The organism is Agrobacterium larrymoorei (assembly GCF_005145045.1).
Taxonomy (GTDB): domain Bacteria; phylum Pseudomonadota; class Alphaproteobacteria; order Rhizobiales; family Rhizobiaceae; genus Agrobacterium; species Agrobacterium larrymoorei.
On record NZ_CP039693.1, the window covers coordinates 280696 to 305130 of the forward strand.

22 protein-coding genes are annotated in these 24435 nt (G+C 57.3%); 13 read left to right on the plus strand and 9 right to left on the minus strand.

The window, feature by feature from the left end; all coding sequences use genetic code 11:
• Positions 1–85: 85 nt before the first annotated feature.
• The 3 genes from CFBP5473_RS22435 to CFBP5473_RS22445 form a co-directional block, all read right to left on the minus strand.
• Positions 86–1102: an ABC transporter permease gene (locus CFBP5473_RS22435; protein WP_027674900.1), complete on the minus strand. Its 1017-nt coding sequence runs from the start codon at positions 1100–1102 to the stop codon at positions 86–88.
• Positions 1103–1166: 64 nt separating this feature from the next.
• Positions 1167–2765 carry an ABC transporter substrate-binding protein gene (locus tag CFBP5473_RS22440; RefSeq protein ID WP_037170876.1) on the minus strand — a complete coding sequence of 533 codons (1599 nt, stop codon included), beginning with the start codon at positions 2763–2765 and terminating at the stop codon, positions 1167–1169.
• 347 nt (positions 2766–3112) lie between these two features.
• On the minus strand, positions 3113–5893 hold the full coding sequence (locus CFBP5473_RS22445; protein WP_027674902.1) for a bifunctional diguanylate cyclase/phosphodiesterase: 2781 nt from the start codon (positions 5891–5893) through the stop codon (positions 3113–3115).
• Positions 5894–6301: 408 nt separating this feature from the next.
• Between CFBP5473_RS22445 and gnd the strand changes: the two genes are divergently transcribed.
• From gnd to msuE, 11 genes are all read left to right on the plus strand, one after another.
• Positions 6302–7303: a phosphogluconate dehydrogenase (NAD(+)-dependent, decarboxylating) gene (gene gnd, locus CFBP5473_RS22450; RefSeq protein WP_027674903.1), complete on the plus strand. Its 1002-nt coding sequence runs from the start codon at positions 6302–6304 to the stop codon at positions 7301–7303.
• A gap of 242 nt (positions 7304–7545) precedes the next feature.
• Positions 7546–8550, plus strand: coding sequence for a ketopantoate reductase family protein (locus CFBP5473_RS22455; RefSeq protein WP_027674904.1), 1005 nt, complete (start codon positions 7546–7548; stop codon positions 8548–8550).
• Positions 8547–9116, plus strand: coding sequence for a TetR/AcrR family transcriptional regulator (locus CFBP5473_RS22460; RefSeq protein WP_027674905.1), 570 nt, complete (start codon positions 8547–8549; stop codon positions 9114–9116). Before CFBP5473_RS22455 ends, CFBP5473_RS22460 begins: the two co-directional genes overlap by 4 nt.
• Positions 9117–9128: 12 nt before the next feature.
• On the plus strand, positions 9129–9731 hold the full coding sequence (locus CFBP5473_RS22465) for a 2-hydroxychromene-2-carboxylate isomerase (protein ID WP_027674906.1): 603 nt from the start codon (positions 9129–9131) through the stop codon (positions 9729–9731).
• Positions 9732–10191: 460 nt separating this feature from the next.
• Positions 10192–11847, plus strand: a complete 1656-nt coding sequence (locus tag CFBP5473_RS22470; protein ID WP_027674907.1) for an ABC transporter substrate-binding protein — start codon at positions 10192–10194, stop codon at positions 11845–11847.
• 29 nt (positions 11848–11876) lie between these two features.
• Entirely contained in the window at positions 11877–12887 is a 1011-nt protein-coding gene (locus CFBP5473_RS22475) for an ABC transporter permease (RefSeq protein WP_027674908.1), read from the plus strand.
• A complete protein-coding gene (locus CFBP5473_RS22480) occupies positions 12884–13729 on the plus strand; it encodes an ABC transporter permease (protein WP_027674909.1) in 846 nt (281 codons plus the stop codon). The genes CFBP5473_RS22475 and CFBP5473_RS22480 overlap by 4 nt, the downstream gene beginning before the upstream one ends.
• Entirely contained in the window at positions 13708–15426 is a 1719-nt protein-coding gene (locus CFBP5473_RS22485; protein ID WP_027674910.1) for an ABC transporter ATP-binding protein, read from the plus strand. The genes CFBP5473_RS22480 and CFBP5473_RS22485 overlap by 22 nt, the downstream gene beginning before the upstream one ends.
• A 179-nt stretch (positions 15427–15605) precedes the next feature.
• Positions 15606–16709: an LLM class flavin-dependent oxidoreductase gene (locus tag CFBP5473_RS22490; RefSeq protein ID WP_027674911.1), complete on the plus strand. Its 1104-nt coding sequence runs from the start codon at positions 15606–15608 to the stop codon at positions 16707–16709.
• A gap of 84 nt (positions 16710–16793) precedes the next feature.
• Entirely contained in the window at positions 16794–17972 is a 1179-nt protein-coding gene (locus CFBP5473_RS22495; protein ID WP_027674912.1) for an acyl-CoA dehydrogenase family protein, read from the plus strand.
• 48 nt (positions 17973–18020) lie between these two features.
• Positions 18021–18581, plus strand: coding sequence for an FMN reductase (gene msuE, locus CFBP5473_RS22500; protein ID WP_027674913.1), 561 nt, complete (start codon positions 18021–18023; stop codon positions 18579–18581).
• A 43-nt stretch (positions 18582–18624) separates the two neighbouring features.
• On the opposite strand, the gene CFBP5473_RS22505 is transcribed toward msuE, so the two are convergent.
• Together CFBP5473_RS22505 and CFBP5473_RS22510 are read right to left on the minus strand one after the other, a co-directional pair.
• The gene (locus CFBP5473_RS22505; protein WP_027674914.1) at positions 18625–19629 is read right to left on the minus strand and encodes an inorganic phosphate transporter; all 1005 of its coding nucleotides are present in this window, start codon (positions 19627–19629) and stop codon (positions 18625–18627) included.
• The gene (locus CFBP5473_RS22510) at positions 19629–20273 is read right to left on the minus strand and encodes a DUF47 domain-containing protein (protein ID WP_027674915.1); all 645 of its coding nucleotides are present in this window, start codon (positions 20271–20273) and stop codon (positions 19629–19631) included. Before CFBP5473_RS22510 ends, CFBP5473_RS22505 begins: the two co-directional genes overlap by 1 nt.
• Before the next feature lie 105 nt (positions 20274–20378).
• On the opposite strand from CFBP5473_RS22510, the gene CFBP5473_RS22515 reads away from it, so the two are divergent.
• On the plus strand, positions 20379–20894 hold the full coding sequence (locus CFBP5473_RS22515) for an NUDIX hydrolase (RefSeq protein ID WP_027674916.1): 516 nt from the start codon (positions 20379–20381) through the stop codon (positions 20892–20894).
• 4 nt (positions 20895–20898) lie between these two features.
• On the opposite strand, the gene CFBP5473_RS22520 is transcribed toward CFBP5473_RS22515, so the two are convergent.
• Both CFBP5473_RS22520 and CFBP5473_RS22525 read right to left on the minus strand, forming a co-directional pair.
• Positions 20899–21879 carry a 3'-5' exonuclease gene (locus CFBP5473_RS22520; protein WP_027674917.1) on the minus strand — a complete coding sequence of 327 codons (981 nt, stop codon included), beginning with the start codon at positions 21877–21879 and terminating at the stop codon, positions 20899–20901.
• A gap of 143 nt (positions 21880–22022) precedes the next feature.
• Positions 22023–22505 carry a pyridoxamine 5'-phosphate oxidase family protein gene (locus CFBP5473_RS22525; protein WP_027674918.1) on the minus strand — a complete coding sequence of 161 codons (483 nt, stop codon included), beginning with the start codon at positions 22503–22505 and terminating at the stop codon, positions 22023–22025.
• Between the two features lie 202 nt (positions 22506–22707).
• Here CFBP5473_RS22525 and CFBP5473_RS22530 point away from each other — a divergent pair, with 202 nt between their 5' ends.
• On the plus strand, positions 22708–22962 hold the full coding sequence (locus tag CFBP5473_RS22530; RefSeq protein WP_027674919.1) for a WGR domain-containing protein: 255 nt from the start codon (positions 22708–22710) through the stop codon (positions 22960–22962).
• A 64-nt stretch (positions 22963–23026) separates the two neighbouring features.
• Here CFBP5473_RS22530 and CFBP5473_RS22535 read toward each other — a convergent pair whose 3' ends face one another.
• Both CFBP5473_RS22535 and CFBP5473_RS22540 read right to left on the minus strand, forming a co-directional pair.
• The gene (locus tag CFBP5473_RS22535; RefSeq protein ID WP_027674920.1) at positions 23027–23335 is read right to left on the minus strand and encodes a hypothetical protein; all 309 of its coding nucleotides are present in this window, start codon (positions 23333–23335) and stop codon (positions 23027–23029) included.
• Positions 23336–23407: 72 nt separating this feature from the next.
• Positions 23408–24334, minus strand: a complete 927-nt coding sequence (locus CFBP5473_RS22540) for a LysR family transcriptional regulator (RefSeq protein WP_027674921.1) — start codon at positions 24332–24334, stop codon at positions 23408–23410.
• Positions 24335–24435 lie beyond the last annotated feature (101 nt).

A 24435-nucleotide genomic window follows, 5' to 3' on the forward strand; every position in this document is an offset into this window, starting at 1 on the left:
ACCTGCCCGCTTCGCCGTTGCTTTGAACCGTGAGCGCGAAGCGCCTGGTGCGGAATATTGAACGGATGGAGAATGGGTGGCCATATCAACGCGTCCTCGGATCGAAGATTTTGTAAAGCGCATCCGACAGCAGGTTCAGTGCGATGAAGATGACACCGACCAGAAGAACGCAGGTCATGACGGCATTCATGTCGCCGATGAGCATGTTGTTGGTCATGTACTGACCGAAGCCCGGCCATGAAAACACAGTCTCAATAAGGACCGCACCTTCCAGCAGCGTACCATAGGCAAGAACGACGACTGTGACGAGCTGAACGCGGATATTTGCAAAGGCGTGGTGCCAGATGGTCCGGCTTTTCGACAGGCCCTTCACCCGCGCCGTGGTGACGTATTCCTGGTTGAGCTGGTCCAGCATGAAGCTGCGGGTCATGCGCGTGATATAGGCAAGCGACGAGTAGCCGAGGATGCTGGCCGGCAGAACGAGGTGGTTCACGGCGTCCCAGAAGACTTCCATATCGCCGGCAAGCAGGGAGTCGATCAGAAGGAAACCGGTCGTATCCGGTACCAGACCGACATAATAATCCGAGACACGTCCACCGCCGCCCACCAGATCAAGCACGGCATAGAAGATGATCAGGCCGATCATGCCCGTCCAGAAAATCGGCATCGAATGGCCGATCAGGGTTGCGAAGCGGATCGTGTGGTCTACAGCGCTGTTACGACGCACGGCTGCGAGGATTCCGAGAGGAATGCCGAGACCCGCACCGAACAGAATGGCGAAGGTGGCAAGCTCGATCGTTGCGGGCATGACATGCAGGATGTCGTTGAGCACGGGCTGGCCGGTTCGGATCGAGGTGCCGAAGTCGCCATGCAACAGATCGCCGACATAGCGGGTGAACTGCTCCCAGAGCGGCAGGTTTGCGCCGATCCGTTCGGCAACCATGTTGTAGGTTGCCTGATCGGCCTCTTCCCCCACGATTGCTCTGACCGGATCGACCGGCATCAACCGACCGATACAGAAGGTCAGGATGAGCAAACCGATCAGGGTCGCAAGGACCGTTCCGGCCTGGCGCACGAATGCGCTGAAACGCTCAGTTGTCATTGGCTTCCTCGGAATATGTAACCCGCCCTGCAAGCGCTACAGGCTTGCAAGGCGGCGCCTTGAACTATCGTTTTTTGGTGACGGTGCGCAGCTGCGTCGACCAGGACGGGTTGAGCTCCAGCCCCTTGATGTCGGCGCGGTAGCCGACGCTGTCGATCACTTCGGAGAACGGCTGGATCGCCGGAACGACCTCTTCGTAATAGCGCTGGATGTCCTCGTAATCCTTGACCTGCTTGTTCTTGTCGGTTTCGACGAGAGCATCATCGATCATGGTGTTGATCTTCTGATCGTAGAAAGACGTGCGCCACCCTTGGAAGTTCGTCAGCTTCGCTTCATCCGCATTGTTGGGATTGTAGACGATGGCACGCAGGTTGGAATCCGGGTGCGGCAACTGGCCGCCGCCGCCGCGACCGACGACGAGTTCATATTTTCTCTCGCGCATCGCGCCGTAGATCTGATCGCCGGAACCGGTGATGATTTCCGCCTTGATGCCGCCCTGGGCAAGCGTTGCCTGAATGGCAGTGGCAAGGCTCATGAAGGGAACATCGGAAATGGCGCGCAGCGTCGTGGAGAAACCGTTCGGGTAACCCGCTTCAGCCAGAAGAGCCTTCGCCTTCTCGACATCGAGCTTATATCCCGCATTCGGAAGCGCGCCGAAGACGCCGGATGGCAGCGGACGGTCACGCAGCTTGCCGAAATAGGGCATGACGCTATCGTTCAGGCCCTGATAGTCGATCAGATAGCGAAGTGCTTCCCTCACCTTCGGCTTCTGGAAACGCTCATCCTTCATCGACACCGCAAGATAATAGAAGCCACTACCGGCATTCGTTTGGACCTTAACGTCCTTGTTGCCTTCAAGCGACTTGAGATCAGCCGCCGACATCGAAAATGCGATGTCGATATCACCTTTTTGCAGCATCAGGCGCTGGCTCTGGGATTCGGCAAGGTGGCGCATCATGATGCGACGCATGGCCGGCTTCTCGCCCCAGTAATTCTTGTTCTGGTCCAGCGTCACACGCTCGTTGGATTGCCACTGGGCAAGAGTGAAGGGGCCGGAACCGGCGGAGTTGTTGGTAAGCCAGGCGCTACCGAGATCGCCGTTCTTGTCATGCTCCATGACGGCCTTCATGTCGAGGACCGAGCCCGGGCCGACGATGCCGAGCGTCTGGATGACGATCTGCGGATCGACCTCTTTCGGCAGGGTCACGACGACAGTCTTTTCATCGGGCGCGGTGAAACTCGCATCCGCATTGGCAGCGGTGAAGCCGTGGGTTTTCAGGAAGGAGGCCTGAGCCAGATTGAGCTTCATCACACGCTTCAGCGACCAGATGACATCGGCGGATGTTACCGGATTGCCGGAAGCGAAGTTCGCGCCATCGCGCAGTTTGAATGTGATGGCCGATCCGTCATCCGAAACCGTCCAGCTTTCCGCGAGCTGCGGGTCCAGCTGTCCCCGCTTGGTCGGGTTCAGTCCCACCAAGTTGTCATATATGTTTGCCAGAACCTGGACGCTTTCCTTGCCGGTGATGGCGGCGGGATCGAGCGTCAGGATGTTATTCATCGAAAATCCGACCACCAGCATGGTAGGCGGTGTTTCAGCGTGAACTGGCTGAAATAGAACGGTTGAGCTTAAAATAAGCGCGGCTAGGCTACGTTTGATCATGGTCGCTGTGACTCCTCCCAATACGCGTCGGTTCCTCAAACCCGCCGCTGACCAATTTGATAAAGAGATATGACGTCTTATGACATCTGTCAACGTATCCCTGGTCGAATTGCGTGGGCGGAAGATGGACTGGAGGCATTTCGGATGCCGCCCGATCAACATGCCAGGGCGAAAAACAGCGGTGGCAAATGGACTTAACGTTCTTTGCCATTCTGACGTGCTTCATCGGTCCTGCCGAACATGAGCATGTGCTGCGAAGCTAAATTGTGATGATTGTTGCGACACAGGCAAGCCGCCCTCCACCGGGGAGTGGTCACAATCCTGTTTTTAGATCCGGTTTTAAAGGATCAGGCGACCTGCGCCAAAGCCTGTTGCGCCATGGGCATGGGCCGCCCGAGGAGATAACCCTGCGCTTCCTGACATCCCTCCGTGCGCAGGATATCCAGCTGCTCGTTCGTCTCCACACCTTCGGCAAGCACGGGAATGCGCAGCCCCTGGCCGAGCGAGAGAATGGCGCGCACCATCGCTCTGGCCTCATCGCTTTCCTGCAACTCCACCATGAAGCTGCGGTCGAGCTTGATCTTGTCGAAGGGGAAACTGCGCAACAGTTCGAGCGAAGAATAACCGGTGCCGAAATCATCGATGGCAATCGATACGCCTAGCGCCTTGATGAGGTTGAGCGCGTTCATCGCCCGCTGCTTGTCGACGATGATGGAGTTCTCGGTGATTTCCAGCTCGAGCCTTCGCGGATCGAGGCCGGTTTCCTTGAGAACGGAAATGACGAGGGACACCGTATCTGCATGAGCGATCTGGACCGGAGAGAGATTGACCGCGACCTTCAGGTCGTTCGGCCAAGATGCCGCCTCATGGCATGCCTGGCGCAGAACCCATTCACCGATTGGAAGGATTGCACCGCATTCTTCTGCGACACCGATAAAATCGACCGGCGAGACGTTTCCGCGTTCGGGATGATGCCAGCGCAACAGCACTTCATAACCGGTGATGCGACCCGTGAGAACCGATTTCTGCACCTGATAATGCAGATGGAATTCGTTGTTCTCGATGCCGAGCCAGAGATCCTTGGCAAGCTTCGCCCGGTCCCGGGCAAGCTCATCCATGTTGCCGTCATAGAAGCAGATCTTCTGGGTCAGGCTGTTTTTGGAGCGATACATGGCAAGATCGGCATTGGCCAGCAGCACATCCGGCGCATCGCCATCTTCCGGGAAGAGTGCAACGCCGATGCTTGCTCCGGTCGTCAGCTTGTGGTGATCGAGGGTAACGGGAATGCTCAAAGCCTCGGACAGACGTTCGGCAAAATCCTGCACTTCCGAAATATCCGTATAGCGCTTGATTGCCGCAAACTCATCGCCGCCGACACGCGCGACCATTTCGTTCTGCTTCAAAAGCTTGCTCAAGCGTGTGGCAAGCTCGACCAGAACCTTATCGCCTACATGATGGCCGATCTGGTCGTTGATCATCTTGAACTTGTTCAGATCGACGCCGATCACCGCCACATGCCCGTTGTTGCGGGTCGCAACGGAAACCTCGTAGTCCAGAAAGTCGTTCAGGGCGGAGCGATTGGGCAGCTTCGTCAGGCTGTCATGCTTGGCAAGGAAGGCGATATGCTCTTCCGAGCGAATGCGGTCGGTAATGTCCTCGAAGGTCGCGACCCAGCCGCCATCTACCACGAGGTTGAAATTCGCCAGTATAGAATGATCGCCATCCATTTTATGGATGAGGCTATTCTGGCCGGAGCGAATGGCTTCGATATGCTTGCGATAGTGCGCCCTCGCCCGTTCTTCGAAACCGGGATCGTCAGGAAGCGCAATCTCGTAACCGCGACGCACGATTTCCCAGTAGCTGACGCCGGGTTTGAGAAACTCGTCATCGAAGCTGAAGAGCGACCGGTAGCGCTGGTTCGAGAGAATGAGCTTCTCATTGGCATCGAACAGGCAGATGCCCTGAATCATGTTTTCAAGCGCCAGATCGAGGTTGCGCGTGACCGCAACGATCCGGTCGCGGTCGGCCTTCTGTTCGGTGATGTCGCGGGTAATCTTGGCAAAGCCGAGTTGATGGCCCTTGTCGTCATAGACCGGTTGAATGAGGACGTTGGCGTAAAAGGACGATCCGTCCTTGCGATAGCGCAGCCCTTCTGCTTCGAAGCGGCCATTCTTGCGCGCAAGATGCAGGGCATGTTCAGGAAGGCCGTTTTTCTGGTCCTCCTGCGAATAGAAAATGGAGAAATTGCTGCCGATGATTTCGCTGGCTTTGTAGCCCTTGAACCGTTCGGCACCTGCATTCCAGTTGGTGACAACGCCGGTTGGGTCCAGCATGTAGATCGCATAATCGGTTACGCCGCGTACCAGAACGTCGAAATTGGCTTCGGATGCGAGCGCCTTGCGCGCAGCGCGCACCGCAATCGTGACGGCTGAAATGCCCGATGCCAGAAATGACAGCGATACCAGCATGATCATGATGAGCAGGAAGGACTTCGATAGCCCCTGATGCGCCACCGGATTGATGCCCGGCGAGAGCGTCAACGCGCCCATGGCGGTGAAGTGCATCAGAACGATGCCAAGAGAGAGAAAGGATGCCGCAGTGACGATGCGCTTGTCGGACAGGACGATCGTATTCGAAATGGAAAAACCGATGGTGGCGGCAATCCAGGAAATGGTCAGCGATGCGATGACGAGATTGCGGTCCCAGACGAGCTCGCCCGGAACTTCCATACCCGCCATGCCGACGAAGTGCATGGAGGCCACGCCGAAGCCGAAGATGAGGCCTGCGGCAATCGTTCCTTGGCTGCGCGGCAACACCAGAATGACGGCGCCAGCTGTGAATGTCGAGGCGAACGCCACTGCAAGCGAAAGCAGCGTCAGATCACGATCATAGCCGACGACAATACCCGGATCATAGGCCAGCATGGCAACGAAATGCGTCGACCAGATGCCGAAGCCACCTGCAAACCCCATGACGCAAATCCATGTCCAGCGCTGATACGAGATCGAACGCCCGGCGGCACGCAGGAAAAGCATGGAGCCGAGGTTAGACAAAAAGCACAAAGCCCCCGCCAGAAGGACGAGCCATAGATTGTGCTGGTAGGCCAGGCAGTAGGCGATTGCAGACATGATTGCTTCCGTTATTCAGAAGCGAGCTAAGAACTTGCTCAATTAAGAATGCATGAAATAACCTGCCTATGAGGGCGGAACAGCGGAAGCTTCGAGCGTCGTGATTAACGCGGGAACAACGAGCGCATACCAGCAGTTTCCGAACGACTTCGGGCTGAACTCGTAATTGCATATAATTGTTTTCGAAATAACTCTAAAATCCGCACCGAAAATGGTTGGTTCAGGGCTGTATCGTCAACAAATTTTAGCCGCATGTCGGGAGTGTTGTCGTCAAACGGATGCGATCAAGAGTTTTAGTGAAGCTCACCGTTTGGCAAAACCGGAACCTCCCGGTCACATCGGCTTTTGATCCATTCGGCGAGCAACATTGCTACCGCGTGAAAATTGTCCAGTGAAAGGATTTCGCAAATGCAGCTTGGCATGATGGGATTGGGTCGAATGGGGGCCAATATGGTCCGCAGGCTCATGAAGGATGGGCATGAGTGCGTCGTTTATGACGTGAACCCCTCGGCAGTCGGCGCTCTTGCATCCGACGGTGCTTCGGGCGCGCAATCCTTGCAGGAATTCATCGGCAAACTGTCCAAGCCTGCCTGCGTCTGGCTGATGTTGCCTGCCGCAATCACCGGCAAGGTTGTCGAAGAGATCGCGGCACTGCTTGAGCCCGGCGACATCATCATCGATGGCGGTAATTCTCATTACGAGGACGCGGTCGATATCGCCGCACGGCTTTCGGAGAAGAAAATCAGCTTTGTCGATGTCGGCACAAGCGGTGGTGTCTGGGGGCTGGAGCGCGGCTACTGCCTCATGATCGGCGGCCCGGACGATGCAGTGCGCCATCTCGACCCGATTTTGGCCAGCCTCGCGCCCGGTGCCGACAACGCCACTTCAACACAGGCATCGACTGCGGAGCGCGGTTATCTGCATTGCGGCCCAAGCGGTGCAGGCCACTTCGTCAAAATGGTCCATAACGGCATCGAATATGGTGTGATGGCGGCTTATGCCGAGGGACTGAACATTCTGCGCGCCGCGAATGCGGGCAAAGAAAAACGTACCATCGACGCGGAAACGTCGCCACTCAAACACCCGCAATATTTCCAGTTCGATATCGATCTGGCAGCAGTCTCAGAAGTGTGGCGCCATGGCAGCGTTATCGACTCCTGGCTTCTCGATCTGACCGCGGAGGCTTTGAAGAAAGACGCGGATCTGAACCAGTTCGATGGTCGCGTATCGGATTCGGGCGAAGGGCGCTGGACACTGAAGGCCGCCATAGACACCGGCGTTCCGGCCCCCATCCTTTCATCCGCCCTCTTCAGCCGCTTCACCTCGCAGGGGCAATCCGCCTATGCCGACAAACTCCTGTCCGCCATGCGCTTCGCCTTCGGCGGGCATGCGGAAAAGAAGCCGGAGTGATTTTGCGGATCGGGAATGACAAAGGGGCAGTCAAATCTGCCCCTTCCTGTATCTGCCCGATAAGTCCCGCTCTCCAGCACCTCCCCAATGTGACGCAGGCGAATAATTTTCTACAAATTACGTAGAAATAGAATGACCGGTCTTCCTCGTGGCTCTGCTGCCGCCGTAGGATGACCCAGATCAGCGAAGCCTGTGCTTCGATCATCACATGCAAATCACCGAATGAAGGCGAGAAACAACACATGCCGCGTTACGTCATTATCGGGGCTGGTGCAGTCGGCGCGAGCCTGGCAGCCCAGTTTCAGTTCTCTGGTATAGACCATGTTCTGGTAGGGCGCGGCGCGCAAATCGCGCATATCAGGCAGAATGGCCTGACGTTTCAGCGACCAAGCGGCACGCGTCAGGTTTCCTTGGACGTTTTCGATGTTTCCGAGCCTCCGCAATTGCGTCCCGACGATATCCTGCTTCTGACGGTCAAGTCGCAGGATGCAGCAAGCGCGCTCGCCTTCTGGTCCTGGCAGAGCGTTTCAGGATCAGGTGCCACCGCCGCGACGACCCTCCCAATCGTCACGTTTCAGAATGGTCTTGCGACAGAGGCCGCCGCTCTTCGAACCTTCGCGAAGGTGTATGGCGCAAGCATTCTGACACCCGCGCGCTTCACGGAAACGGGTACTGTCGTTGTCGGCGGGGAACCGCAACTGGGCATCGTGACGGTGGGGCGTTTCCCGCATGGGCGCGATGAAACGAGCGAGCGGATCGCAGCCGATCTCAGCACCGCGAATTATCTTGCTGAAGCGACGGATGACATTCGTCGCTGGAAGGCAGCGAAGTTGCTTCATAATGTTCGCAACGTGCTTGAGCTTTTCGAGGGCGCCGACAATTTGCGGGAAAGGCTTAGCGCGACGCTTGTCGATGAGGCAAGGCAGGCGCTGGAGGCGGCAGGTTACGCCTCTGCGTCACCTTCGGAGCGACGCATAGATATCAGCGGCTGGCATATTGCACCGGACAGTGGAATTTCGCCCGGCCAGCAATCGACATGGCAGAGTTTCACGCGCGGCGCTTCAAGCGAGGTCGATTTTCTGAATGGTGAAATCGTTCTTCTCGGGCGCCTGCATGGTGTGGCGACACCTTACAATATCGGCGTCCAGAGCCTAGCTGGAGAATTGGCCAGGAATGGTGCTTTCACATCACCTCTCGCTCTGTCCGCGATAGCGGATTTCGTTGCTGCATCGGGCGCTTCGAAATGAGAGAAGCCATATCGGACCACATTCTTTCTGCTGCGGGAGCATTGTTCTATCGCGAAGGCATCCGAGCCGTCGGGATCGACCGGATCATTGACGAGGCGAAAGTCGCCAAGGCCACTCTCTACCGGCATTTCCCCTCTAAGGATCATCTCGTTGCAGCCTATTTGGAGGCGCGGCATGAGCGTGTCATCCAGTCGCTGCAAGATGTGATCTCGGCCCAGACCTCCACTCGCCACCAGATACAATTGATCTTCGAACGGCTCTACGAGAAGGCCGACAGTCCAGATTTTCGTGGCTGTGCCTTCGCCTTGGCGGTTGCCGAGCATGGAGACTCCGAAAAGGTCGCGTCCGTCGCGCGCACGCATAAGGCAATGGTGAGAGATGTCTTCGTTTCTATTCTTGCGAGGGCAGGCATCGCGTCAGAGCTCGTGGCTGCCCATCTGGCCCTTCTCTATGAAGGCGCTCTCGCCACGGTTGCGGTCGGGCGAGACCCGGACGCTGTTCTCATCGCGCGCGATTGCGCCCTATCCGTTTTCGATACAGCCACTTCGGTCAACCCAGCAAACTGAAAGTATCCATAGATGACAAAGACGATCGATTACTTCTTCAGCATCGGCTCTCCTTACGCCTTTATCGGCCTCGAACCCTTTGCTGCCCTGGCACATCGGCACGATATGACGATAAAGCCCTATGTCATTCCTCTGATTGAAGAAAATGGCGGCATATATTCGCGCAATCGCCCCGAAGTGCGGCGTGCTTATTGGACAAAGGATTTGAAGCGTTGGGCCGCTCTGCGCGGCAAGGCTTTCAACTTCGGAAATCGCGCAAATCTCTCTGATCCAGCACCAGCCGGCGCGTTGGTGCTGGCGGCCATAGAAGCGGGCGCGGACTGGCTCAAGCTGACGCTGGCGCTTCAGGAAGCCTTCTGGGTGCGCGGTGAGGACATCGGCAACAAGGACGTTCGCCGCTCGATAGCAAATGCCGCCGGTCTCGACGGCGCAGCATTGGACGAGCAAGCGCAGGGTGAGCGTATCGAGGCACTGCGCAAGGAGAACTACGAGGCCGCGAAGGCTGCTGGTGTTTTCGGAGTGCCGACCTATCGCTACGAGGACGAACTCTACTGGGGCCAGGACAGCCTGCCTTTCCTTGAGCGCCACCTCAAGGGCGAGAAACTCGCGGCTTGACCGAGCACCAATATGGCGCAGCATCTAATGCAGGTCTGCGCCGTACCCTCAAGCGGTAAGAGCCATATGTCGATGCCCCGCGCTTTTCCGTCCCCGAGGGTGTCGAAGTAAAGGCTGCTGAAACACCAATCCAAATTGCAGCGAATTAGGCGATAAAATAATCCCCTAATTCCATAGAAAAAGAACAACCAGTCTTTCTCTCTTGAACATGGCTGCTAGGTTATTGGCAAGATGAACATCACACAGCAGGGGGACTGCGCCATGACCGGATTGTGTAGAAGCGGGCGCGCTTCACGCCTTGGCGAAACAGGCTAATTTCGCCAGCCGCCACAGCGCCCCATCTCCGACATCAACAGGCTTTCGACACCACCCGACATGCCTTCGGGTGAGCGCTGCCGCGCGCCTTGAAGGCACAGGACGAAGCCACTCAATTCATTCGATTTTCTCTCAGGACGACATTATGACAAGACGTCTCTCTTCCCTGATTTTTTCCCGGCGCCAGCTGCTGCTCACCGCCTCCATTGCAGCCTCTGCGGCCCTCTTCTTCTCCACGACAGCGCCGCTGACTGCCGAAGCCGCAGATACCCCTCGTGAGGGTGGCGACATCACATTTCTGATCGATTCCCTCGGCGATAACTGGATACCGAACAACAGCGCGATCTCCAGCTTCCAAGGGCACATCTGGGGCCATGTCGCGGATAAGCTGCTTTATGTGGACGCCGAAGGTAAGGTCAGCCCATGGATTGCGCAGAAGTGGGAGCAGAACGATACCGCGACGGAATTCACCCTTCACCTCAAGAACGGCGTGACCTTCTCCGATGGCGAGCCGCTGGATGCGAAAGCGGTAGTTGCCAATCTCGACATCTGGTATGCGGGCCGCAAGAACGAAGGCATCAACCCCATCGGTCTTTTCCCGAAGACCTATGACCGTGCCGAAGCCATCGATGCCACGACCGTAAAGGTCTATTTCAAGAAGCCGACACTCGGCTTCATCCCGACGCTTGGGTATCACGGCTCCATCCTGATTTCGCCGAAGACACTGGCGCAGCCAGCCAGCGTGCAGGCTGATCTGGGCAAGACGGCGGGCAGTGGTCCCTATGTGGTCGAATCCTGGAAGGAAGGCGATCACGTTACCCTCGTCAAGCGTAAGGACTACAATTGGGGTCCAGAGGCAGTCGGCCACACCGGCCCCGCCTATCTCGATACCATCACCTATAAGCTCGTGACGGAGCCTTCGCTGCGCGTTGCTTCCGTCCAGTCGGGTCAGGCAGACGTTGCCTACAACGCCTCTCCTCAGGAACTGAAATCGCTGAAGGAAGAAGGCTTTACCATTGCCACGCCGCGCTATCTCGGTTTTGTCAACGGCTGGGCCGTCAACACCAAGCTGCCGCCCTATGACGATGTCAAGGTCCGTCAGGCCCTTCAATCCGGCATCAACCGTCAGGAAATCATCGATACGGTTTACACGCCCGATTGGAAATTTCCGACCTCGTTTATCCAGAGCAATGTTCCGGGAGCAACGGATCATAGCGATCTTCTCGCTTACAATCCGGATAAGGCTGAAAAGCTTCTGGACGAGGCAGGCTGGAAGAAAGGCGCAGATGGCTTCCGAAGCAAGGACGGCAAGACGCTTGAACTGACGCTTCATTCAACGCCCTATCTCGCAACATCCAAGGCGATAGATGAGCTCATTTCCCAACAGCTCGCCAAGATCGGCTGGAAAACAGTGATCCGCGCTTACGACGTCGTAACGTTCGGCGAAAAGGTGAAATATGGCAGCCCGACAGTGCCGGTCTATGACGTTACGCGCAGTTTCATCGATGCGGGCACCGTCGCAGGTATCCTCACCAATGCCAATAACGGTGAAAACTGGTTTGCGCTGGATGACCGCGATGCCACGCTGAACGGGCTGCGCGATACAATAGCCAGTGCTGGCTCGATTGAAGACCGGAAGCCGCTTCTGGATGATTTGCAGAAATACGTGCTGGAGCAAGGCTACTTCATCCCACGCACACAGATCGTCCAGCGCATCTATGTCCAGTCTCCGAACCTGAAAGGCGAGGTCTATAACGGCGTGGCCTATGCCAGCTACTACACCGCCTACCTCGCCGAATAGGATTTGAACCGCATCAAGGAGGTGACGGCATGAGCAATGCCTACCTAACCTACGCCGCAAAGCGGCTCGGCCAGGCGCTCGTCGTCATCCTTCTGGCCTATGTCTTTACCTTCGTGGTCGTCAGCATTCTGCCTGGCGACCCGATAACCAGCGTGCTGCGCAACCCTCAGAACGGCTTTACCGAACAGGAAATCGCCGAAATCATAGCGGCGCAGGGGCTGGACCAGCCGATCATCGTGCAGCTCTGGCATTCGCTGTCCGCGTTCCTCACCGGCGATCTCGGCATGTCGATGCGCTCCAACCGACCGGTTGCGACATTGATTGCCGAAGTCTTGCCATCGACGCTCATCCTTGCTGCATCCGGCCTCACGGTCGCGCTCTTACTGGCCTTCGCGGTTGCCTACGGAACGCAGGTGGTGCCGAAGAAATATGGGCAGGGGCTGCTTCGAGCCTTCCCATCGCTCTTCCTCTCGACGCCGAATTTCGTCATCGGCCTCTTCCTCATCCATCTTTTCGGCTTTCAGCTCAGGCTGTTTCGAGTAATCGAACCGGACAGCTTCTGGGCCACCTTCTTTGCCGCCATCACCATCGGCATTCCTTTTTCGGCGCAGATTGCAGAAGTCCTGATTGCCAATCTCGATCATGAGGCGGAGCAGGATTACGCGGCGGTGGCGCGCAGCCGGGGGATCGGCCCAAGAAAACTGTTCACCAAGCATTTGTTGAAGCCTGCCTCGCTTCCGGTCGTTACCGTCATCGCGCTGACCGTGGGGGAGCTGCTGGGCAATTCCCTGATCACCGAGACCGTTTTCGGACGCACGGGGATCGGCAGTCTGGTGCAGCGCTCCGTCAGCACGCAGGACTTGCCGGTTCTTCAGGCCATCGTGTCTCTCGGAGCCGTCATCTTCGTGGTGGTCAATCTCATTGCCGATCTCCTCTATCCGCTGCTCGATCCACGCGTGAAATTACTGGTGGGGCGAAAGCGTCGGCAATTTGTTGTCGATGACGCGCCACTGGGACTGGAAACAGGAGCGAAATCATGAGCCTTATTTCCAACCCCGTTTCCATCGGCAGCCGCGTCGAAAAATTCAGGTCGTTCAACCTTACGCCAACCGTCGTCCTGTCTTTTTTGGTCATCGCCATCGTCATTGCGTGGTCGATTGCGCCGCAGTTCTTCACCGGCCACAGCCCGGTCAGCGGCGTTCCGGCTGTCAAGCTGCTTGGGCCAAGTCTTTCGCACTGGTTCGGTACGGATCATCTTGGACGCGATCTCTATACGAGGGTCGTCTACGGAACGTCCTCGTCGGTATCGAGCGCGCTGGTCGCCGTCGTGATCGGCGTGGTAATCGGTGGCCTGATCGGACTTCTCGCCGGATTTTTCGGCGGCTGGGTCGATGTCGTCTTCGCTCGCCTTGTCGATGTGCTGCTGTCGATCCCGAAATTCCTGCTCGCCGTCATCATCGTGACGGCAATCGGCTTCGAAACTATCAATGCAGCCATCGCAACGGGCATTTCTGCCATTGCCTTCTTCGCCCGCGTTGCGCGCGCCGAAGTCATCAAGACGCGGCAGGCGACATTCGTGGAGGCGTCGTTCCTGCTCGGCGGCTCACGCAGCTTTATCGTGCTGAGGCACGTTCTGCCCAATGCATCGCGCTCGATGCTTCCACTGGCGGTGCTGCAGTTCGGCGAGTCCATTCTCGTCATCGCAGGCCTTGCCTTTCTTGGCTATGGCGACCCGCCGCCGTCCTCCGACTGGGGCCTGCTGATCTCTATCGGCAAGGACTATTTGAAATGGCCCTGGCTTGTTTACGCACCCGCGCTCGTAACGATCGTGACCGTCCTCTCTGTCAACAGGATCAGCCGATGGCTTCGCAAATCGCACTGAAAAAAGCGCCCGCTCTCGAAGAGTTCCAGGCTCCGTCACCCCAACCAGCAGTTCCGCTGCTGACGGTGCAGAATCTTGCCGTTTCCTATGGTCGGCAAGAGGTGGTCCATAATGTCGGGTTCGAGATCGGGCGCGGCGAAAGCCTTGCGCTGATCGGCGAATCCGGTTCGGGAAAATCCACCATCGCCAAGGCCGTCTTGCGGCTGCTTCCCAATGGAGCGGCGGCGAGCGGTCAGGTCGTTTTCAACGAGCAGGAGCTTCTCGGCCTGTCGGAACGACGCTTCAGGCCATATCGCGGTCGGGATATCGGTTTCGTCCCGCAGGATCCGGGAAATTCCCTCAACCCTGTCCGTAACATCGGCTCGCAAGCGCTGGAGGCCGCGGCACTGACCGATGAGGCCAGCCCTGCGCTCCAGAAGGCGCTCATTCTCGAAACCTTTGCCAAGGTTGGTCTCGACAATCCGCAACGCGTGTTCGATTCCTATCCGCATCAACTCTCTGGTGGCATGTTGCAGCGCGTGTTGATTGCGCTCGCGATCCTGCCTCGTCCAGCCCTTCTGGTGGCAGACGAGCCCACATCCGCTCTCGACGTAACCATCCAGAAGCGCATTCTGGATCTTTTGTCGCGGTTACAGGAAGAGTTGGACATCAGCCTGCTGCTGATCACGCATGATCTCGCTATTGCTGCGGAACGTGCCGACAGTCTGGTCGTGCTCAAGAACGGCTCCGTTCAGGAGGCTGGGCGCACGTCATCGGTCTTCTCATCACCCTCCTCGCCCTACGCCCGGAAGCTGCATGGCGATGTCCCGGCACTTAATCCGAACCGTTACGCCAAACTTCGAGATACTGGCTTCAACCGTACTGCCGACCCGGCATCGCCAAAGATTAAGGTGAGCGGCGTCACCAAGCGTTTTGCCGTCGATGGCAAGATATTGACGGCGGTAGATGATATTTCCTTTGACGTCGCCGCTGGCACGACACACGCATTGGTCGGCGAATCCGGTTCGGGCAAGACAACGACAATCCGCCTGTTGCTGGGTTTGGAAGAACCGGAGGCTGGCACAATCGACGTTGGCGGAGACACCGTAACGAGCAGGAGCCGTGCGTCGCTTCGCTCCGTCTGGCGGCACCTGCAACTCGTTTATCAAAACCCTTTCACCTCGCTCGATCCTGCGTGGAAGGTCGAGCAGCTCATTCGCGAACCTCTCGACAGGTTCAGGATCGGAACACCTGCGGAGCGGATGAATGCCGTGAAGGAAGCTATTGCCAATGTCGGTCTGAGCGAGCATCTGCTGCAACGCAAGCCGTCCGCGCTTTCGGGCGGACAACGCCAGCGCGTGGCAATTGCGCGGGCGCTGGTTCTGAAACCGGATGTCATCGTTCTGGACGAGCCCACTTCCGCATTGGATGTGAGCGTTCAGGCAGATATCGTCGACGTGCTGTTGTCTCTGCAGGCGAAACTCGGTCTCACCTATGTCTTCGTCTCCCATGATCTCGCATTGGTGCGCCAGCTTGCACATACCGTCTCCGTCATGCAGCGGGGTCGCATTGTCGAACACGGCAGCGTGACGGATATCTTCGCCAACCCAAAGCACGACTACACAGCGGCATTGCTGGCATCAATCCCGTCAGGCTTGGCTCAGGTTCAATCAGCTACGCCGAAGCTGCAACGCGTTCCCGATACGGAAAGCGCATGATGCTATGGCGGGGTTAAAGGCCCCGCCTCCCCGCAGAAGGCTTCCCGATTTCAATCGGAAAGGGCAGACGGGCAATATTTTCTACATATTCAATAGAAAAAGAAAGACCTGTCTTCCTCATTCCCCGCCCAGGCCGTAGCTTCAACTAAACGATTTCAGAAACACCCTAGGAAGCTTTCATGGCTGCGGAATTCATCAGCGTCAGTTTTCCCAACGCTTCCAATGATTTGAACCCGATCCCGGATGCTCCGGTCGATCCGCTGTTTTTGCAGCGCTACTCACGCGCGCTGGATGATTACGGCTTCAATTACACCCTCATCCCCTACTCTTCCGCCTCCTTCGATCCGTTCACGCTCGGCGCAACGGTTCTGGCGCATACCAGAAATATCAAGATCATCGTCGCGCTGCGTCCCAACACGGTTTATCCCACGGTTGCGGCGAAATCGCTTGCGACACTGGACCAGTTGAGCGGCGGGCGTGTCGTGGTTCACTTCATCGCGGGCGGCAGCGACGATGAGCAGGCGCGCGAGGGTGATTTTCTCAATAAGGAAGAGCGTTACGAACGGCAGGAAGAATATATCCGTATTCTGCGCCTGGCATGGTCATCGACCGAGCCCTTCGATTTCGACGGCAAATACTACCAGTTCAAACAGTTCCACAGTGCGGTGCGACCAACTAATGGCCTGATCCCGATTTCACTTGGCGGATCTTCCGATGCCGCCTACCGCATCGGCGGTTCGCTCTGCGATATTTTCGGCCTCTGGGGCGAGCCGCTCAAGGAAACCAAGGAACAGATCGACCGCATCTATGCGGAAGCGGCAAAGGCAGGTCGAACGGATCGCCCTCGCATCTGGGTGACCTTCCGCCCAATCGTTGCGGAAACCGATGAACTTGCCTGGGAGAAAGCGCATCGCGTTCTCGACCAGTTGAACGCGAACCGCCAGAAAGGCCTGTCTCGCGCGCCAATCAATGCGGCGGCACCAGCCAATGTCGGCTCGCAACGGCTTCTCGACATCGCAAAGCGCGGAGACGTCCATGACCGCGCGCTTTGGTACCCGACTGTGACGGCCACGAATGCCAGCGGCGCAACGACCGCACTTGTCGGATCGCCTCGCACCATTGCCGACTCCATCCTCGATTATATCGATCTCGGTTGCGACCTGATCTCGATCCGAGGCTATGACAATTTCAACGACGCCGTCGATTATGGTCGCTACGTCCTGCCTCTCGTGCGTGAGGGCATTCGTGAACGCGAAGAGGCGAAGAGGAAGGCCGCCGCCTGATCCTCAGTGCCCGGCATGAGGCCGGGCAGTCTCTCAATCGAAAAAGCGAATATGCCGCACCGCCATCAGGAAGGCCGTAAACTTATGTCCTATGATCCTACTGCACTTGAAGCTGCCGTGCGTGTAGTCGCCGAGGCTGCGCCGGAGGCGGATCAGACCGGTCAGTTTCCCTGGGCCGGTATTCGCGCTGTCCATCAGGCGGGTCTCCTCGAAAGCACGGTCGCGACCCGCTATGGTGGTTCAGGCGGAACACTCAGCACGGCTGCGCATATTCTCGCAGCGCTCGGACGCGGAGATCCTTCTGTTGCGCTGATCAGCGCCATGACGATCTTCAATCACCTCGGCCAAGCCGCAAAAGGGCATTGGCCGGAAGAGCTTTACCGCGAGCTTCTGTTGCAGGCCAGGGCCAAGCCCCTGCTTTTGAATGCGGCACGCGTGGAGCCCGAGCTTGGTTCGCCTGCGCGCGGCGGCCTGCCTGCAACACGCGCGCGTCGAACTGCGAATGGTTGGGCAATTTCAGGCAGGAAGCGTTTCGTGACCGGGGCTCATGGCGTCACGCATTTTCTCGTCTGGGCTCATACGGATGAAATTCAGTCTCGCGTCGGAACCTTCGTCGTTCCGAACGGCTTGCCGGGCATTACCATCATCGAGAACTGGAAAAGTCTCGGGATGCGGGCGACCGGATCGCATGACGTGGAGTTTACCGATGTCGAAATCCCCGCCGAACATGTGCTGGAATTGGTCGACCCCTCGGTCGCCCACCAGGATAATCGCAGCCACGCCGCCATCAACCTCGCCCTGACCGCGATCTATCTCGGCGCGGCGGAGGCCGCGCAGGAGGCATTCATTCGTTTTGCCCATGAACGTATACCCGCAAATCTCGGTCACCCTATCGCAAAAACCGAGCGTTTCGTCTCGCTTTCCGGGGAAATCGATCTCCTCGTGTCCGGCGCTCGCCAGATCATCTTCGGAGCGCTGGATGGCGATCTGAGCGATGCCGAGCGGGTAATCCGCGCAAGGCTGCTTGCAGGACGGCAGATACGCGAAGCCGTTCAGATCGCCGTCAGAGGCATCGGCAATCCCGGCCTTAACGCCGATCTTGGAATTGAGCGCCACTTCCGCGATGTCCAGTCCGTTCTCGTCCACGCGCCGCAGGAGGATACGTCCGTTGCTATTCTCGGTCGCGCGGCGTTTGACCGCTGGAACCGGAAGGAAAGCGAAGCCGCGCACGCGCTCAATCTGTCGATCCGCAAAACCGCTTGAAGCGCGGCTAAGCTTCGCTTCCATCCGATATCACCGAAAGGATTTTCAATGAGCAACAATCTGATTGTCGGCTTTTCCGGTAACACGACACGCCCTTCAAGCACGAAACGTTTCGTTGAAAGCGTCAGTGAGACGCTTGCGCGCGAGGTTGGGCTGGAGCATCGGGTTTTCGATATCGAGGATTTAGGATCATCCCTCTCCTCGGCCCGCTCTGTCGCTGATCTCGATGCCCATGCACGCCGCGTGGTGCAAACGATCATCGATGCAGAAGCGCTCGTCATCGGCTCCCCCACCTATAAGGGCAGCTACACCGGCCTCTTCAAACACGTCATCGACCTTCTCGATCCTGCCGATCTTCGCGGCAAGCCTATCGTTTTGACCGCAACCGGCGGCGGAGACCGCCATTCACTTGTGGTCGAACATCAGCTCCGACCGTTATTTGCCTTTTTCGAAGCCTTCGTTACGCCAACGGCAATCTACGCCACGGGCCGCGATTTCGTGGAAGGTGAACTCTCCCCCGCCATCAGCGCCCGCGTGCGTCAGGCCATCGGCGAGGCGTCGCTGATCGTCAACGCCCGTTCCCGGACGCTGGCAGTGGCTGCGGAGTAAAAGCGAAAAAGCCCCGGCGTGCCGGGGCTTTGGAAGGCTAGCCTCAGTTGAACAGCGATACTGCGCTGTAGGTTAGATAAGAGATAAGCGCCGCCGCTGGCATGGTGACGATCCATGCGATCACGATGTTACCCGCAAGACCCCAGCGGACGGCGGACATACGACGCGCAGCGCCAACGCCGATGATGGCGCCCGTGATCGTGTGCGTGGTCGAAACAGGGATTCCGAGCCATGTTGCTCCGAACAGCGTCAGCGCCCCGCCGGTTTCTGCGCAGAAACCCTGCATGGGATTAAGTCGCGTTATCTTCGAGCCCATGGTGTGGACGATCCGCCATCCGCCGAACAACGTACCGAGCGCCATGGCCGACTGGCAGGTAATCACCACCCAGAAGGGCACGTAGAATTCCGATCCGAGATAGCCTTGGCTGAACAGAAGAACGGCAATGATGCCCATCGTCTTTTGCGCATCGTTGCCTCCATGGCCGAGCGAATAGAGCGATGCGGAAACGAACTGCATGATGCGGAACGTGCGGTCGACGGCAAACGGCGTCTGGCGCACGAATATCCATGACACGGCAAGGACCAGCACCAGCGCCAGAAAGAAGCCGATTGCCGGTGACATGACGATGGCGCCTGCGGTTTTCAGAAAGCCGCTCCAGACGATGGACGAAAAGCCGACTTTGGCCATGCCCGCGCCGATCAGCCCGCCGACAAGCGCGTGGGAAGAGCTCGAAGGTATGCCGAAAGCCCACGTCACGATGTTCCAGATGATCGCGCCCATCAGCGCTGCAAAGATCACGGCGGGCGACACGATGCCGGGATCGATGATGCCCGTTCCCAGTGTTTCCGCCACGTGAAGACCGAAGAACATGAAGGCGATGAAGTTGAAAAAGGCTGCCCAGGCAACGGCATATTGCGGGCGCAAAACGCGTGTCGAGACGATGGTCGCAATCGAATTCGCGGCGTCGTGCAGTCCGTTCAGAAAGTCAAAAAACAGCGCAACGCCGATAAGCGCGGCCAGCAGCGGAAAAGCGAGTGTCGCGTCCATCAAACGTTCTCGATCACAATGCCGCTGATTTCGTTGGCGACATCCTCGAAGCGGTCGACGACCTTCTCGAGTTCGCCATAGATTTCGCTGCCGATTATATAGGCCATCGCATTGCCGGAAGCGCCGTGTCTGCGGAACAGGTCTTTGAGACCCTGATCGTGCAGCTCGTCGGAGCGACCTTCGACGCGTGTCACCTCTTCCGCGATGGAGCTTAGCTGCTGCGCATTGGCTCCGACCTTGTCGAGAAGCGGAACGGCGGCTGCTACGAGATGCGCGGCTCTCACCACTTCCTCGCCCATCTGCCGCATCAGCGAGTCGAAGCTCGTTTGTTCGAACAGCCTTATGGTCTTGACCGTCTTGTGCATCATGTCGATTGCGTCATCCATGGACTGGATGAGATCCTTGATATCGCCCCGGTCGAACGGGGTGATGAAGCTGCGGCGAACAGCCAGAAGAACGTCACGGGTGATATTGTCCGCGCGGTCTTCGAGTGCCACGATACGCTCGCAGTTCTTCTCTACTTCGATGCCGTTCAGAAGGTTCTGCAAGGCTTCGGCAGCCTCTACCACGGTCTTCGAATGCTCGCGAAACATGTCGAAGAACTTGTCTTCACGAGGCATCAGTTTTCTAAAAATACTCATCATTGGCTTGCCCTGCCTTAACACCAAGCGCGAAAGCGCTGTCATAAAACTGTCATAAACGTAGCTTGGCCCTTGTAGCAACGCAGAAAATCAGAGACTTACAGTGAAATGAAAGCTGTCACAAAGGGTCGCAAGGCGACGAAGGGAAATGCAAGGCCGCTGCTGAAGCAGCTGGCCGCCATGCCCGACAAGCTGTTTGCTGGCAAATTTCGCCAGCAACTCGGCGCGCTTTGCTATCGCAAAGACCCTGACGGAGCGGGTCTTCAGATACTTCTCGTCACCTCCAGGGGCACGGGCCGCTGGGTCATCCCTAAGGGCTGGCCAATGAAGAAGAAAAAGCCGCATGAGGCGGCGCAGACGGAAGCCTGGGAAGAAGCCGGTGTGCGCGGGCGCGCCAAAAAGAAACCCGTCGGCAGCTATACTTACCTGAAATGGATGGCGGATGGCGATGTCGCACCCTGCGTGGTCGATGTGTATCAGGTCGAGGTTACGGAGATTTCAGAAGACTTCAAGGAGCGCGGCCAGCGCCAGCTCATTTGGGTCACACCTGAAGAGGCCTCGCGCCGCGTGCGAGAGGTGGAGCTGAAATCGCTGCTGATTGATTTCCGACCAGCTGAGAAGTAGGTCGCTACGCCGCTCTGAAGCGGTCGAAGGCTGTTAGGCGTTTGATGAGCGGATCGGCATCCCAGCGGTATATTTCCTTGCGCAGAAACTGCAATTCCGCATCGAGTTCCTCTTCCTGCAACTCGATCCACCAGGATTTCGGGCGCCCATCCGTTCCATCCGACCAGCGATAGCCGCGGGCCTTTAGATGATCCTTCATATCGAACGGGCTGTTTTCGGCGTATATGCGGACTTTCGAGCGCTGGCTTGCTGCGTATAGTTCTGAAAAAGCGGTGGCTCCGGTCGCGTCCATCGAGCGCTCCAGAACTTCCAGCAGCGCAAAACAATCATCCACCGCGCGGTGTCCGTCGTGAAAATAGCCTGCCTGACCGATGAGATAGCCGAGCTTGTTGCCTTCGAAACCGCGCCGTTTCCAATCCACCTCATTCACCGAGCAGGCCCAGGCTTTGCCGTGGAAGACCGGCGAAAACCTTTCACAGAATGGCCTGTCGAATCCGGCATTATGCGCAATGACAAGGTCCGCCGTTTCGATCATGGAAGCGACGGCGGTCAGATCGATCGCCTGTCCGGCCACCATGTCGTCGGTAATGCCAGTCAGCCGCGTTATGTCTTCGGGGATGGGTTGGGATGGCTGGTGCAAGCCGCCATAGATGCCGGTAACATCGCCCACAAGGCCCAGATCATCGAAGGTGAAGGCGATGATCCCGATTTCGATGATCTCGTCGGCTTTGTGGTTGAGGCCCGTGGTTTCCGTGTCGAGAATGATGCCGCGGCGTTTGAAATTCGGTCTCGGTTGTTCCGCGACTGCGCGGGGTTCCAGTTTTCTCAGAATGCGGTAGTTGCCGGTTGCTTCCAGAAGCTTTGCCATGTCTTCGGCGTCGATATCGTCCAAGCTTTTCTTCGCTTTTGCACCCTTTGCGGCAACTCGAGCCCCGGCGTTTTGAGACGCGGCGTTGGCGCCGAAGAAATCAAGTTGAGAAGCCATTTTGTCCGTGTGCATGCTGCGTGATCAATGCCGCATGATAGACGGACGGGCAGTGGCGGACAATGACGTACCATCGTCATATCCTGATTTGCTTGTGAATTGCGGGAAGTGCTGGCCAACGATGTCCGCTGGCCAGCAGCATATCACATTTCGACCTTGGCATTATCGCCCATATCCGGGCGGGTATTGCTGACGGCTGCTGCCGCCATCTTGATGTAGCTGATGACAGTGCCGGGGCTATCCCAATATTCAGCCGAGGATGGCGTGACCTTCAGCACACGGATGGATGGATCCTCGGCATCATCCCACCAAGCCTTGGCTGGCGTGGACCACAAATCGCGAATGCGTTCGCGGTCGTTCTGCACTTCCGCCGTCCCGGAAATGGACACATATTTCTGACCCTTCGAATCTGCGAAGGCTAGACACACGTTTGGGTGGCTGGCGATTTCCTCGTCCTTGTGGCTTGCAACATCCGTCAGAAAATAGAAGGCATTTTCCAGACGCTCCACATGTGCTGCCATGGGGCGGGCGCGAAGGTCGGACCCGGTCTGTGTCGTCAGCATGCAAAAGCCGATCTTCTCGGCCAGATCCCACACCCTGCTATTGTCGTTGTCGATATGTGCCATTGGGTCACTCCTCTTTTGTATCCTCACTCAACGGCTTCGGCATGACATCGTTCCTGAACGCGAACTGCCTTGCGGCATCTATCGACCGCACTGTCTCGTAAGGTCTATAGGGGCCACGCTTCATCAAAAACATGAATCGATCCGGTCGATTGATTCAAATTTGTCGTTGGACGCCCGGTTGGATGGGAGGCAGTATTCTCCCATGACGGAAAAGACTGAAAACACCATAGATCTCAGGCGTATAGACGCAGCGCAGAACATGAAGCGCTTCTATATTCTGGGCATACAGCCGACCTTGTTCGGTGGCGTTTCGCTTCTGCGCAACTGGGGACGCATCGGCACGTCAGGTCAAACCAAGATCGATACATATGATGATTATGATGGAGCCCACGCAGCGCTCGAGCGTCTGGCAGCAATCAAGCGGCGGCGGGGTTATCTGGACAGCAGCGCAAATTGATGGAAGAGACTTGCGGAGCCGATGAGACTACCGGCACCGCTTGTCCCGTTGATGCGGTGCTTCATCAGCGACCGGTTACTCTGATTGCGCCAGCATCTCCCAAGCTTCGCTGGACTGCGGCTAGCTGATGGGAAGCGATATCTGCCGATACCTCGATTTCTCCCTCAAGCGCGCCATCCCGGCGTGGCCCGTCTTCATGAGAGCGGTCGCTGCCTGATGGTCTGGAACCGGCGCTATTTTCGTCGCTGACGGACTGGATGAAGATGTCGGGTCTGGCAATCCCATATTGCTGGACCATATGCTCGACCGCAAGATCGGCTGCTTCGCGGGTGTTGAATATCGCTCTGATGGTCGTCGTGCTGTCGTCCGCCATAATCGTACTCCTTCGTGATCATCACCGAGGACAAACTCTTAGATGTATGGTTGGTTTCCTCACGCGTGGTAATCAGACCGAGAAAGGCTCATCTTTTCGAGCCTTGCGGTCGCTCTTTATGAAATCGATGAAGGTTCTCAAGGGCGCTGGCACAAGGCGGCGGCCTGGATAATAGAGAAAAGGTCCGCTGAAGCTCAGCCACCATTCTTCCAGCACCGGCTCCAGTTTGCCGCTGTCGAAATGCGGGCGCAGCCAGTCCTCGAAGAGATAGATGAGACCTGTGCCTGCAATCGCTGCTTCAACACCGAGATCGGTGCCCCCTCCAGACTGGACGAGAAGTGGCCCGGAAGGTTCAAATAGAATGCTTTCTCCGTTCCGCTCGAATTCCCAAGGGAACACTGCCCGCCCGGCAAAACGTCCATAAATGCAGGCGTGATCAAGCAAATCTCTCGGATGCTCAGGCCGACCCCGTGACGAAAGATAGGCGCGTGACGCTCCCAGCGCGAAGCGCTGAACACGTGGACCGATTGGCAACGCTATCATGTCGTTTTCGAGCCGCTCATCGTAGCGGATACCTGCGTCGCAACCCGTTGCAACGATATCCACGAAACTTTCTTCAGTCACGATTTCCAGCCGGATATCGGGATATTCAGCGAGAAATTGCGGAACGATATCTGGCAATACGAGCCTCGCAGCACTGACGGGGACGTTCAGTTTCAAAGTGCCTGCTGGACGGTTGCGGAAATTACTCGTTTCCTCCATGGCTGCGCAAATTTCGCTGAATGCTGGACCGGCGCGTGCAATGAGCGCCCTGCCCGCCTCGGTCGGCAAAACGCTACGCGTCGTGCGGTTCAGCAACCGGACGTCGAGCTCTGCCTCCAGCCGCTTGACCGCATCGCTGAGCGAAGAGGAACTCAAACCTGAAGAGCGCGAAGCCTCACGGAAACCACCATTGTTTGCGACAAGAAGAAAAGCCCTGACATCGTTGAAATCCGCCAAAGATGGAATCTCCTTTTGTCCGCCATGTCGGACAGGCTGTTTCGATTGTCCGTAATTGTTGCGCGCTGCTGCGCATTGTATCAAGTGCCTATGAATCAAGG